The 13,589-nt window shown below is 52.6% G+C and carries 10 protein-coding genes; 9 read left to right on the top strand and 1 reads right to left on the bottom strand.

All coding sequences use genetic code 11. The annotated features are described in order from the left end of the window. Positions 1-178: 178 nt before the first annotated feature. Positions 179-544 (bottom strand): hypothetical protein, encoded by a 366-nt coding sequence (locus A8990_RS10865; RefSeq protein ID WP_116189046.1) that lies wholly within the window; start codon positions 542-544, stop codon positions 179-181. 175 nt (positions 545-719) lie between these two features. Here A8990_RS10865 and A8990_RS10860 point away from each other — a divergent pair, with 175 nt between their 5' ends. The 9 genes from A8990_RS10860 to A8990_RS10820 all read left to right on the top strand — a co-directional run bounded on the left by A8990_RS10860 (position 720) and on the right by A8990_RS10820 (position 13,526). Beyond that, positions 720-1,379, top strand: coding sequence for a glycosyltransferase (locus tag A8990_RS10860; RefSeq protein ID WP_116189045.1), 660 nt, complete (start codon positions 720-722; stop codon positions 1,377-1,379). A 131-nt stretch (positions 1,380-1,510) separates the two neighbouring features. After that, positions 1,511-2,422, top strand: a complete 912-nt coding sequence (locus tag A8990_RS10855; protein ID WP_116189044.1) for an AraC family transcriptional regulator — start codon at positions 1,511-1,513, stop codon at positions 2,420-2,422. Between the two features lie 260 nt (positions 2,423-2,682). Further along, positions 2,683-4,458 (top strand): glycoside hydrolase family 35 protein, encoded by a 1,776-nt coding sequence (locus A8990_RS10850; protein ID WP_116189043.1) that lies wholly within the window; start codon positions 2,683-2,685, stop codon positions 4,456-4,458. Positions 4,459-4,509: 51 nt separating this feature from the next. Beyond that, positions 4,510-5,805, top strand: coding sequence for a glycoside hydrolase family 125 protein (locus A8990_RS10845; protein WP_116189119.1), 1,296 nt, complete (start codon positions 4,510-4,512; stop codon positions 5,803-5,805). Positions 5,806-5,857: 52 nt separating this feature from the next. Further along, the gene (locus A8990_RS10840) at positions 5,858-7,243 is read left to right on the top strand and encodes an alpha-L-fucosidase (protein ID WP_116189042.1); all 1,386 of its coding nucleotides are present in this window, start codon (positions 5,858-5,860) and stop codon (positions 7,241-7,243) included. A gap of 101 nt (positions 7,244-7,344) precedes the next feature. Further along, on the top strand, positions 7,345-9,561 hold the full coding sequence (locus A8990_RS10835; protein ID WP_116189041.1) for a helix-turn-helix domain-containing protein: 2,217 nt from the start codon (positions 7,345-7,347) through the stop codon (positions 9,559-9,561). Between the two features lie 299 nt (positions 9,562-9,860). Next, complete coding sequence (locus A8990_RS10830; RefSeq protein ID WP_245995948.1) at positions 9,861-10,766, top strand: ABC transporter permease; 906 nt, start codon at positions 9,861-9,863, stop codon at positions 10,764-10,766. Positions 10,767-10,780: 14 nt separating this feature from the next. Then, the gene (locus A8990_RS10825) at positions 10,781-11,680 is read left to right on the top strand and encodes a carbohydrate ABC transporter permease (RefSeq protein ID WP_116189040.1); all 900 of its coding nucleotides are present in this window, start codon (positions 10,781-10,783) and stop codon (positions 11,678-11,680) included. A 172-nt stretch (positions 11,681-11,852) separates the two neighbouring features. Further along, positions 11,853-13,526 carry a type 2 periplasmic-binding domain-containing protein gene (locus A8990_RS10820; protein ID WP_116189039.1) on the top strand — a complete coding sequence of 558 codons (1,674 nt, stop codon included), beginning with the start codon at positions 11,853-11,855 and terminating at the stop codon, positions 13,524-13,526. The last annotated feature ends 63 nt before the right edge of the window (positions 13,527-13,589 follow it).

The following is a 13,589-nucleotide window of genomic DNA, read 5'->3' as shown; positions in this document are numbered from 1 at the left end:
AGTCGAAATTTCCGACTCTCGTGATTGTAATTAGTTGGTTTTACGCGTGAGAGTCGGATTTCTCGACTCTCGGAGTTTATCGGGGCGTACGAGACGGATTTGCTGTTCCAGGGCTTCTCTCAACCATCAGCGGCTGAGAGAAGCCCTTTCTTATTTTACAGGCAGCCATGTCTCCGCTTCAGACGCACAAGTTCAAGCTGAAGTTCACCGTACGGCGGCTGATGCGAACCTCGTATTTGAACTGCGCGTTCGATACATCGGCAAAGACGAAGTTCGACATGCCGGGAGCGAGCGAGACGAGGCAGGCCGCCTGGTTGCAAGGCGTCAGCGTCAGCGGAACCGGCAGTCCGCTGGACCAATCGAACACTTCCACTTTCATTTCTCTGGCGATGGTCTTGCCTAAGTTGACCAGATCCACCAACGCGAAATTCGTTCCCGGATTGCGCCGGAGGATGCCTGTGGTGAATACGGTTCGAACCGGAACTCTCCGGCACCCTTCACAGCCTTTCGTCATCTTGCCTGCGCTAGTCGTCGCACTTGCCATATGAATCTATCAGCCTCCCTTGAAGTTCGGCATGCAGCCGCACATTGGTACTATTACATGCGGCAAGGTTACTTTTTGCACGGGGGACCTCTATGCATGAAATGTGTGGAAACGTCCACAATAAAGGAAAATTTCCACAATTACCCGTTCTCAAAAAAGGAGAAGAACGACAACCATGCGTAATCGCTGTATCAAAACAATACTGCTTTGCCTTGCTCTAACCCTATGTCTGGCTCCGGCAGGCGTACAGGCCAAAGCGCTGGACCACTCCCGCAACCATAACGCAGCTTGCTGGACACAGCCGATGTGGGAACTCAAGGACAATCTGAGAAGGCTATGGACGGATCATGCGGTCTACACGCATTCCTATATTATCGGGGCAACCTCGAACCTTCCGGACAAAGACAAGGTGCTTGAGCGACTGCTTCGCAACCAGCAGGACATTGGAAATGCCATCAAGCCTTATTACGGCGAGGAAGCGGGCAATAAGCTGGCAGGGCTGCTGCGTGAGCATATTTTGTTGGCTGGCCAAATCGTAGATGCAGCTATGAAGGGGAACCAGGCAGATGTCGAGAAGCTGAACAAAGCTTGGTACAAGAACGGGGACGATATGGCCAAGTTCCTGAGCGGAGCGAATCCGAATCTACCCTACGACGAGATGAAGTCACTGCTAGACCGCCATCTGGAGTTTGTTGCCGCACTGTTGACGACACGGCTGAAGAAGGATTGGGACGGCGAAATTAAGGCATTCGACGATGGTCTGACGCATCTCTTCATGATGTCGGATACGATCGCGAACGGGATCATCAAGCAATTCCCGGATAAGTTCAAGTAAGTTGCGTAAATTACGGGTGCCGCTGGCTGAAATGCCGGCGGTTTTTTTGTTTTATGGCAAGAAACATCAAGAACACGCGTGCGTATATACGGTACAATGGGGATAGCAAATGAGAGGAGTCAATCGTTTCCATGAGGCCCGATTACTTGAAGCAGATTCAGATGACCATTGATTACGTAGAGGCGCATATGGCGGACGAGCTTTCATTATCTCACCTCGCGCGAATCGCGAACTTGTCCGACTTTCATTTTCACCGCGTGTTTCTGAACATGGCGGGCGAGACCGTGATGGATTATGTGCGCAAACGGCGTCTGGCGGGGTCGGCCTATCAAGTGGCTCATACGGACGATAAGCTGCTCGACATTGCACTTGCACACGGATTTCAAAATCATGAAACGTTCACGCGCGCATTCAAGCGTATGTTCGATCTGACGCCGGCGGAATACCGCAAGCAGAGGATCAAGCCTGACGCTTATTCGAAGCTGAACGTCCTGCAGCGCAAATTCAATCCTTATTTGGGAGGCATTCGAATGGATTACCGTTTAGAGACGAAACCAGCTTTCAAAGTAATCGGCTTCGAGCTTGATACGACGACGCGTGACGGAGAGAATCACAAGCAAATTCCAGCGTTCTGGCAAGAGTACATTAAAGGCGGCTGGGGACGCCGCATTCCGAACCGCATTCATAAGGACAGCTGGGTGGAACTCGGACTTTGCTATGGCTTCGATATGGAGACAGGCAGGTTCAAATATATGATCGGGATGGAAGTGGACACCTTCGAAGGCGTAGATGACAGCGAATTAGTCTGCCGCGAGTTCGGCGCTGCGGAGTATGCTGTGTTCACGACGCCTCTCGTACCTGGCAATGACTTCTCGAACTCGATCCAGAGCACATGGGGCGCGATCTTCAGTGAATGGTTCCCGCACTCCGGTTACGAGCATGCAGGCACGACAGAGTTTGAGCTGTATGACGAGCGCAGCAATCCGGACCGCGATGGCGTGCAGATGGACATCTATGTTCCGGTGAAGCGGAAAGAGGCGTAACGCTGACCCGCTTAGAGCGAGTTTGATCTTTCTTTCTTCGCACCTCAGTTTGCGCATTTTTCCATACTCAGCGTGCTGCCTTAGGGCGGCACGCTTTTTTTTCGCGAACTTCACGATTTTCGCCGGAAACGCCTGTCGCGAAAATGGTGAAGTGGCGCTTGGCAGGAGGAAAAAGGAGAACTGCGAGAAAAAATCCCGTTGAGCTGTGCATTTTTCGCGTATATCCTTAGTTTTAATATTGTAGGGAAGGAGCGAGCAGGTTGCGTCCATTTTCAATAGAGAAATCTGGTTTCGTATATGACGGCGAGCCTGTTAGGCTGCTCTCTGGGGCGATGCACTATTTTCGAACCTTGCCGGCGTATTGGCGGGACCGGTTGCTTAAGCTGAAGGCTTGCGGATTGAATACGGTGGAGACGTACATTCCTTGGAATTTTCACGAGCCGAAGGAAGGCGAGTTTCGTTTCGACGGGATGGCTGACGTTGCCGCCTATGTGGAGCTTGCGGGCAGTCTCGGACTTCATGTTATCGTTCGGCCAAGCCCGTATATTTGTGCAGAATGGGAATTCGGCGGATTGCCGGCATGGCTGCTGGCAGATCCTTATATACAGCTGAGATGCAGCCACCCCGCGTATCTAGCCAAGGTGGATGCGTATTACGATGAGCTGATTCCACGGCTTACGCCGCTCCTGTGTACGAACGGCGGACCGATTATCGCGGTGCAAATCGAGAACGAATATGGCAGCTACGGCAATGATGCGAAGTACTTGGCGTATCTGAAGGACGGACTCATCGCGCGCGGCATCGATGTACCGTTGTTTACCTCGGATGGCCCGACAGATGCGCTATTGCAAGGCGGATCGGTGCCTGGTGTGCTGTCGACCGTCAATTTCGGCTCTGGCCCTGCTTCGGCTTTCGCGAAGCTGAAGGATTATCAATCGGACGAACCGCTTATGTGCATGGAGTTCTGGAATGGCTGGTTCGACCACTGGGGCAAAACCCATCATACGCGGGATGCGCTCGATGCAGCCGGCGTACTCGACGAGATGCTGAGTATCGGCGCGTCCGTCAATTTCTATATGTTCCACGGCGGGACGAACTTCGGCTTCTACAATGGAGCGAACTGCCAGGAACCGAATCTGTATGAGCCGACCGTCACGAGTTACGACTATGATGCGATGCTCGATGAGACGGGGGAACCGACGGACAAATATTTTGCCGCACGGCAGGTGATTGCCAAGTATATTCCGCTTTCAGAGCTCGAGCTTCCGCCAGCAACACCGAAACAAGCATACGGCCGAGTCCAGCTGACAGAGCAAGCGGACTTGTTCGAGCAGTTGGATGCGCTGTCCGCGCAGGTGCAATCCGTTACGCCGCTTCCGATGGAACGGGTAGGCCAGCAATATGGATTTATTCTATATTCGACGCGGATTTCCGGGCCTCGCCCGGCGGAACAGCTGGTTCTGCATGACGTTCGGGACAGAGCGCCGATCTTCTTGGACGGTGTGTACCAAGGGGTTATCGAACGGAATCCGGTGCCGCAATCCGTAACGATCACAGTGCCTGAAGGCGGGGCGACGCTCGACATTCTCGTGGAGAATATGGGCAGAATCAATTACGGCCCTTTCCTGAAGGATCATAAAGGCATTACCGAAGGGGTAAGGCTAGGCTTCCAATACTTATTCGATTGGAAGATTCGACCGCTGCCGCTTGCGGACTTGTCTAAGTTGTCTTTTTCAAATCGCGATTCCAGTCTTGCTTCATCCACTCCGAAGTTCTACAGGGGAACGCTGCATGTAACGGATCGCGAAGCAGCGGACACGTTCCTCGACATGAAGGGCTGGACGAAAGGCGTCGTCTTCTTGAACGGCTTCAACTTAGGCCGCTACTGGAACAAAGGGCCGCAGAGAACCTTGTATGTACCTGGACCGTTGCTGCGCGAGGGCGACAATGAGATTATTATCTTTGAGCTGCATGGAACGGAGCATGGCGTAGTCTGGTTTACCGATTCGCATATACTCGATCAGAATCCAAGCTAGTTTATCTCAAAATTCCAATAGAAGAAGGTGTCCACTTTGCAACTGCAACAAATGCCTCAATCGATTTTAGACGTACTTGCTAGAGCGGAGAAGGAGCTCGCGCCGTATCCGAAGCTTGCACGGATGTTCAAGCAATGTTTCCCGAATACACTCGAGACGACAACACGGCTGATGGAGGACGGCTCAACCTTCGTTATTACCGGCGACATTCCGGCGATGTGGCTGCGTGACTCGAGCGCCCAGGTTCGCCCCTATATTCAATTGGCTTCCGAGGACGAAGAGCTTGGACGCATCATTGAAGGGCTGCTCAAGCGGCAGTTCACCAGCATTCTGATGGACCCTTACGCCAATGCGTTCAACGAAGAGGCGAATAACAACCGCTGGGAAGACGACATCACGGAGCTGCCTGAACCGAACCCATGGGTGTGGGAGCGCAAATATGAGATCGATTCGCTCTGCTATCCGATCCAGATCGCGTATCTGTACTGGAAGCAGACGGGCCGTACGGCTCCGTTCGACGATACATTCCGTGAAGCAGCGGCGCGAATTGTGCAGCTGTGGCGCACCGAGCAGCATCATATGGAGCAGTCGCCATATCGATTCACCCGCACATCGGGACCATATAGCGACACGATCCACAACAATGGAATGGGCGAGCCGGTCGCCTATACAGGCATGACGTGGTCGGGCTTCCGTCCAAGCGACGATGCGTGCGCATACGGCTACCTTGTTCCGGCGAATATGTTCGCAAGCGTCGTGCTTGGCTATTTGGCGGAACTCGCGACAGATGTACTTGGTGACGATCAGCTGGAGACTGACGCCTTGGCGCTGAAGGCCGACATCGATGGCGGCATCGCAGCTCATGGTATCTATAAGCATCCGGTCTACGGCGAAATGTACGCCTACGAAGCAGACGGGAAAGGCAATTACGCGCTGATGGATGACGCGAACGTGCCAAGCTTGCTGTCGATTCCCTATCTCGGCTATGCAGCGAAGGATGATCCGATTTACAAGAACACGCGCCGGTTTATCCTAAGCTCGGACAATCCGTACTATTACGAAGGCATCCGCGCCCGCGGTATCGGAAGCCCGCATACGCCGCCGCGCTATATTTGGCACATCAGCCTCGTGATGCAGGCGCTCACGTCGACGGACGAAGAAGAAGTGGCCGAGCTGGTTCGACTGCTGATCGATACGGACGGCGACACGGGCTTCATGCACGAAGGGTTCGACGTTGATGATCCGAGAAACTTCACGCGTTCGTGGTTCGCATGGGCGAATACGCTGTTCGGCGAGCTCATTCTGAAGCTGATGCAAGAAAACAAGCTGCACAAGATACTTGGATAATGGTTTCCATATTGAATAATTGTTTCCGTGAATGATTAGGGAGGTTAAATAGATGAGCGAGAACGAAACGGTACATGAGGTCGAGAATGGCGTCCATAATTACAGCAGCGAAGCGGAATGGGTGAAGCCGGACAATCCCGTCACGCTGGAGCGGCTCGAATGGTTCAAGGATCAGAAGCTGGCGCTAATGATGCACTGGGGCCCTTATTCCCAGATCGGAATGGTCGAATCGTGGATTTTGAGTGACGATGACGGCGATTGGTCCCGAAACGACGTCGACTGGACGAATGATTATGAACAGATGAAACGGGAGTATTTCGACCTGAATCAGACGTTCAATCCGTTTCGCTTCGAGCCGGAGAAGTGGGCGGAGGCAGCTGCGGACGGCGGCTTCAAATATCTGATCTTCACGACGAAGCATCACGACGGCTTCTGCATGTGGGATACGAAGACGACGGAATACCGCATTACTGGCGAACAAACGCCGTTCCACACGCATAAGTACGCCGATATCGCGAAGAACGTCTTCGACGCATTCCGGGACAAAGGGCTTGCGATTGCTTCGTACTTCTCGAAGGCGGACTGGCATACGCCGTATTATTGGGCGCCAGGCATGGAACGCGGCACGCGTACATGGCGCGGACCGTCGTATAACCCGCAAGAGAATCCGGAGCTGTGGGAGAAGTTCGTCCAGTTTACGCATGATCAGATTATGGAGCTGATGACGCGCTACGGCCGCATCGATGTTCTATGGCTCGATGCGGGTTGGGTACGCGAAGGCGGCCGCGTCAGCCAGGATATCCGACTGGGCGAGGTTGTGGAGCGCGCAAGAGTGACGCAGCCTTGGCTGCTGTCCGCTGACCGCACCGTTGGCGGCGCATACGAGAACTATGTGACGCCGGAGCAGACGATTCCGCATCGTCCGCTGAATGTGCCATGGGAAAGCTGCATCACGATCGGCACCTCGTTCTCGTTCAAATTCGAGGACAAATACAAGTCCGCACGCCAGCTCGTCCACATCTTGATGGAGGTTGTAGCGAAGGGCGGCAACCTGGCGCTTAACGTTGGACCGCAGCCGGACGGACGTCTGCCGGCAGGCGCGCTTAAGAGCATGAAGGATCTGGGCGCATGGATGAAAGTATACGGCGAAGCGGTATACGGCACGCGGATTTGCGCGCCATATTATACAGGTCAATGTGCATTTACGCGCAAGGATGACACGGTATATGCAACGTATCTGTATGCGAGCGAAGATGCGGAACTGTCGGAACAGATCCGCATCCCGTATACGGATACGATCACAGGCATCGAGCTGCTTGCATCGGATGAGCCGATCAGCTATTCGCAAGACGACGAAGGCGTAACGATCCAGCTGCCGGCAAGCGAACTGCAAGGCAAAGCGCCGATTGCGCATGTGTTCCGCATTTCGACGAAATAAACGGTTGGTAATGGATTCAGTTGGAATCATTTCGACAAATCATGTAAAATAGATGTCTTAGATTAGGCACGGGATGATTAGATAAAGGAGGAGGGGTCCACATGAACAGCAGCTGGTTCCGCAAATTGCTTTTATCTTATCTTCCCGTGTTTTTTGTCGTGGTCACGATTCTATTCGTCGTGTTCTTCCAGTCGCTCAATGAGCAGAACCGGAAACAAGCGATTAAAGCGAACGAATTTCTGACGCAGCAGGTCGTTCTATTCACGGACAATTCGCTGAAGACGCTGAACTATCAAGTGCTGCGCGACACGCTTACGGCCGATGAGGTTCGGTTGTTCTTTAATACGGATAACAGCGATGTGTATCGCAACATCCAGGCGACGAAGCTGATGGACGATTGGAAGCTGAACTACGCCATTATCGATTCGGTTTATTTAATTCGGCTGCAAGATAACTTCGTCCTCGGGGACGGTTCGGGAGAAGCCGCTTCATTCGGGGATCGGCCCTTCATTCAGACGTATATCAATCAGAAGGCGACAGCCGGCAAATGGACAGGCAAGCGCAGCTTCAATCCTTATATAACGGCGGCTCCAACCGCGACTGATGTGATTACCCTGGTGCAGGGCTATCCGCACTTCTCGACCGTCAAGAAAGGGTATATCGTCGTCAATGTCAGCTTATCCAAGCTGAAGAAGTCGATTGCGCCGATGTACAATTCGAAGCTGACGTACATGCGAATTACGGATGGTCAAGGCGCTACGCTCATGGCTGACGCCGGGGCGAATGGCGAGAGCAGTGTATTGTCGCACTACATATCCCCTTATACCGGCTGGACGGTCGAGAGCGGGCCATCGGCTGGGGGACTGACTCATATTGCGCTCAATTTCTACAACATCTGGGTCATTATTGCTGTCGTCGCTGTACTGCTTGGCGTGATATGGGTTGTCCATGTAACGCGCCGCAATTATAAACCGATCAGTCAGCTTGTATCCATTATTCGGACAAGCTCTTTAATCAATCCGTATCATGAGCAGTCTGGCAGAAACGAGTTTGGCTTTATTCAAGGCGCGCTGGAGCAGCTGCTGGAAGAAACATCGAAGTCCATGCAGCAGAACCAGAAAACATTCATCATGCGCAAGAAGCACCGGTTCCAGGAAGCGGTTGAAGGACTTGTCCCGATCCGTGAGTCGGAATGGGAGGCAGACTTGCTTGCCCTGCAGGTGAATCCAGCCGGCTCGCAGGCGTTCGTGCTCGTGTTTGAAATCGATCGGTATCAACCGTTTATCGAAGCTTACAACCGCCAGGATCAATCGATTCTGAAATTCGTCGTCTCCAGTGTAACGGGGGAGATGGCCGCGCTTCAGAAGGCGACGGCATGGGCGGAATGGATATCGGACCGTCGCATGTCGGCGATCATCTGGGTGCCGAACGATGTGGATGGCGAAGAGCTTAGCGGCCAGATAGCGGAGCAAATCGTGCAGTGGGTGCACAGCAACTTAAGCTTCACGGTTACGATCGGCGTTCACGGCATGGCCGATAATCTGGAAGAAATCCGCCGCTCCCACGAGTTCGCCGGCAACCTGCTGCAGTACAAGGCGGTGCTCGGCACAGGGCGAGTTCTTCGTTCTACGGAGCTCGAAGGCTCTGAGCTTCGCGTGCATGATTACTTCGGTACCATTCATGCGTTATCGCAGTCGATTCGAATCTCGGACGGCGCTTGGCGGAAGCAAGCGCTTGCGTTATTCGACCAGATGCAAGATTCGATCTCGTCGCGTAAGGAGATTGAGAGCTTCCTGCAGTTCCTCCATCAACAGCTGAATCGGGTATTCCTGGAGCTGTCCAAGGATCATCGCAGCGTATGGAAAGATACGGGCGCAGAGCTGCTCACGCTCGGACGAAACTGGGAGACGTTAGAGGAATTGAAGCAAGGCTGCCTGCACATCTTCGAAGAGATGACGAGCAAGCTGCAGGCGATGAAGGATTCGCAGCGGACGCGTGCCGTTATTAGCGATATTCGTGCTTTTATCGAAGGGAACTATCACAATCCGGAGCTGTCGCTCGATTATCTAAGCGACCAGTTCACCATTCATGCCAAGAACATCAGCAAGCTGTTCAAGGAAGAGTACGGTTATAACTTCGTTGACTTCTTGATTGGGCTGCGGATGGACAAGGCGAAGCAGCTGCTGCTCACTACGGACCAATCCCTTCAGGAAATTAGCACGGAAGTCGGCTACTTTAACTACAATTCCTTCAATCGCGCGTTCAAGAACATTGCCGGTGTCTCGCCAAGCGATTATCGCAAACAGCAGACAGGCTAGCGGCGCTCGTGCAGCAAGCCGTATATGCAATATTCTTCTCGAACCTTGGAGTCAGGCCAGCGGCAGCGGCGGACTTCAAGGTTTTTTCGTTGTTGCAGCAGGCTTCAGCATGCCCCGGCGAAAAACTCGTGCCGTAGAAAAAAGAGGAGTACACATCTTTCGCATGCGCAAAAAGCCAGGTCTGGCGCGGATTTGCGAAAATCGTGATCTTTACAGAATCTTACGAATTGCTGGAGAAGCGAGGAACGGGCTAAGATCGACCTACACAAGAACGATTCTGACTAAAGGGGGTTGCTAAGGTGGCGCAGACATGGAATAGAGTGAAGCAAAGCTGGGAGCTGTATCTCCTCATCCTGCTTCCGGTGCTCTATCTTATTATTTTCAATTATATCCCGATGTTCGGGGTAATCATCGCTTTCAAAGATTTTAACGTCATTAAAGGAATCCTCGGCAGCCCATGGGTGGGCTTCAAACATTTCCACAACCTGTTCCACTCGCCGAACTTTCCGCTCCTCATTAAGAACACGCTGCTAATCAGCTTCTATTCATTAATCGCAGGCTTCCCGGTACCGATCCTGCTGGCGCTTGCACTTAATGAAATACGGACAGGCTTCTTCAAGCGATCCGTTCAAATGATCACTTACGCGCCTCACTTTATTTCGACGGTCGTCATGGTATCGATCATCATCCTGATGCTCTCGCCGCACGTCGGCGTCGTGGACCGCGTCTTCGACTTCCTGGGCTTCTCGAATATCAACTTCATGGGTGAGCCGGGGTTGTTCAAATCCATCTACGTCTGGTCAGGGGTATGGCAGGAGATGGGGTATGCCTCCATTATCTATATCGCGGCACTCGCCAGCGTCGATCCGTCGCTCTATGAAGCGGCACGCATGGACGGAGCTTCCCGGTTCAAGAAGATCATTCATATCGATCTGCCGTCGCTCTTCCCGATTATGGTGACGATGCTCATTCTCAGCTTGGGCAACGTCATGGCGGTCGGCTTCGAGAAAATCTACCTGATGCAAAATCCGCTTAACTTGAGTACATCCGAGGTAATTTCGACTTATGTGTACAAGGTGGGTCTGCTCGGGGCGAACTTCAGCTTCTCGTCTGCAGTGGGATTGTTCAACTCGGTTATCAACCTCGTCCTGCTCGTCGTTGTGAATTCAATTGCGCGCAGAGTTTCCGAAAACAGCTTGTGGTAGAAAGGCGGCCCGACATGATCATTCAACAAAAAATAAGAGAACCGTTCGGGGATCGCGTCCTGCTATACGTGATCTATGCGCTGCTTGCCCTGCTGACACTGACGGTTCTGTATCCTCTGCTTTATATTCTAAGTTCATCGCTCAGCTCGCCTGATGCGGTCGTATCCGGACAGGTGTGGCTGTTCCCCGTGGAATTCTCGATGCGGGCGTACAAGTCCATCTTCCAAAGCTCGCAGCTGATGCTCGGCTTCTACAACAGTCTTGTCTATACGGTAGTCGGTACGTTCATCAACGTATCGTTCACCATATTAATGGCCTACCCGCTCTCGCAGAAGAAGATGGCTGGCCGCAGCTTCTTTATGATTCTCATGATGATTACGATGTTTTTCAGCGGCGGGCTCATACCGACGTACTTATTGGTGAAAAATTTACACATGCTGGATACGCGCTGGGCGTTGTGGCTGCCAGGTGCACTCTCCGTCTTCCAGGTTATCATTGCAAGAACGTTCTTCATGGCTTCTATTCCGCACGAGCTGCAGGAAGCCGCGCAAATTGACGGCTGCCGGGACATTCGTTACCTGTGGAGCGTTGCGCTGCCGCTGTCCAAGCCGATTATCGCGGTTATGACCTTGATGTATGCGGTCGGACACTGGAATGCCTACTTCGATGCGCTCATCTATCTCCGATCGGAGCATCTGTTCCCGCTGCAGTATGTGCTTCGGAACCTGCTCATTCTGAATGCGGCAGATCCGGAGATGCTGGCGAATACGGCGCAAAGCTTGCGGGATAAGGGCTTCGAGCAAGTGCTGAAATATGCGCTCATCGTCGTCGCCTGCGTACCGGTGCTCATTATGTATCCGTTCGTGCAGAAGCATTTTGTAAAAGGGGTTATGATCGGATCCTTGAAGGGTTAAGGGCTGATTTCCATAGCATGCGATTGTGAATTCTGGCTGGAGGTGGGGCGGCAGAGGAATGCGAGCAACGTCGAGCAACAAGGTTTAGTGTCATAGAGTCAGGGGGAACTGTCTGAAGGTAACTTCAAGACAGCTGCAGCAAACGAAGACCATTCATAAGGAGGAACCACTTTTGAAAAAGTCCATCTTGGTATCGTTAATGCTTATACTAATTAGCAGCATCGTGCTGTCCGCTTGCGGCAGCAACAGCGGTGACAACACATCGAATAACACAGAGAAAAGCGGCAATGCCGCAAGCAATTCCTCGAATCAGGCTGAAACGCCTGCCGAGCCTGTAGACATCGGCTTCTTCGCTCCACAAGGTAAAGCACCGCTTGAGGACAACGACTATACGAAGCTGGTTGAACAGAAGTTCAACGTAAAAATCAAATGGGACCTTGCGCCAACGGACGCGCTTGTTGACCGCAGACAGCTGCTGCTTGCGAGCGGCGACTATCCGGAAGTGTTCCTTGAAGGCAAATTCACGACTTCGGATTTGACGACTTACGGCAAGCAAGGCGTTCTTATTCCGCTTAACGATCTGATCGACAAGTACGCGCCGAACATCAAAGCGATGATGGACAAGAAGCCGTACATGAAAGAAGCGATGACAGCGCCGGACGGCAATATCTACGGCATTCCGCGCCTGAACGAATGTTACCACTGTACGTTCTCGCAGAAGTACTGGATGAACCAAGCTTGGCTGGATAAGCTTGGCCTGAAAGTGCCTACAACAACGGATGAGCTGTACAACGTGCTGAAGGCATTCAAGACGCAAGATCCGAACGGCAACGGCAAAGCAGACGAAATTCCGCTTACAGGCGCTCCGAACAAAAGCGTTTGGAACGGTAACATCGATGCGTTCATCATGAACTCCTTTATTTACAACGATAACGACAAGTATTTGACGGTAACGGACGGCAAGGTTGACTTTGCGGCGAACAAACCGCAGTGGAAAGAAGGTCTCGCTTACATGCACAAGCTGTACAGCGAAGGCTTGATCGACAAAGCGGTATTCACGCAGAACGACCAAGCGGTTGGCCAGCTTGGCCAGCGTGAAGGCGACGAAATCGTCGGCTCCATTACAACGGCGCTTGTCAGCTACCTGGTTAAAGCATTTGAAGACAAAGACGAGCGTCAGAAGCACTGGGTAATCGTGCCTCCGCTCAAAGGACCTGAAGGCGTGCAGCTGGCAGGCATGTCGCAAGGCATCAGCGAGTTCCCGATGGCGATTACGAACAAAGCGAGCGAAGAGCAGCAAATCGCGGCAATCAAGATCGCGGATTATGCATACAGCGAAGAAGGCGCATTGTTCAGCGAGTACGGCCAGAAGGAAGGCATTGGCTGGAAGAAAGCTGACGCTGGCGAATTGAATATTTCCGGACAGCCTGCCAAATACAGCTTCTCCAACCTGCAGCCAGTGGACCCGAACGCCGTCCGCAATGACAGCTGGTCGTTGCTTGGACCGAAAGATCTGTCGAAGGAATTCCGTGATCTCTTCGCAACGGCGCAAGATCCGCTTACAGGCGCAGGCTACGAGAAACGTCTTGCTGACGCAACGGCAACTTATGCACCGTTTGCACCGAAGGAAAGCTATCCTTCCGGCACTTACGTGAAACCGGAAGACACAGATACGATTGCGCAGCTCGCGACATCCATTAAGGATTATGTCAACACGAACATGGCGCAATTCATCATCGGCGATAAGGACATTGAGAAGGATTGGGATGGCTACGTGAAAGGCTTCGATGGCCTGAACCTGGCACAATACATCCAAATCTATCAATCCGCTATCGAGAAGAAGTAATCGAGATGGAGTAATACCATAGCTGCAACTAGCAGGAAGTACGCCTATGCGCGTACTTCCTTC

Source organism: Paenibacillus taihuensis, from assembly GCF_003386535.1.
Taxonomy (GTDB): Bacteria; Bacillota; Bacilli; order Paenibacillales; family Paenibacillaceae; genus Paenibacillus_Z; species Paenibacillus_Z taihuensis.
This window is presented reverse-complemented; position numbering and strand designations above follow the sequence as displayed.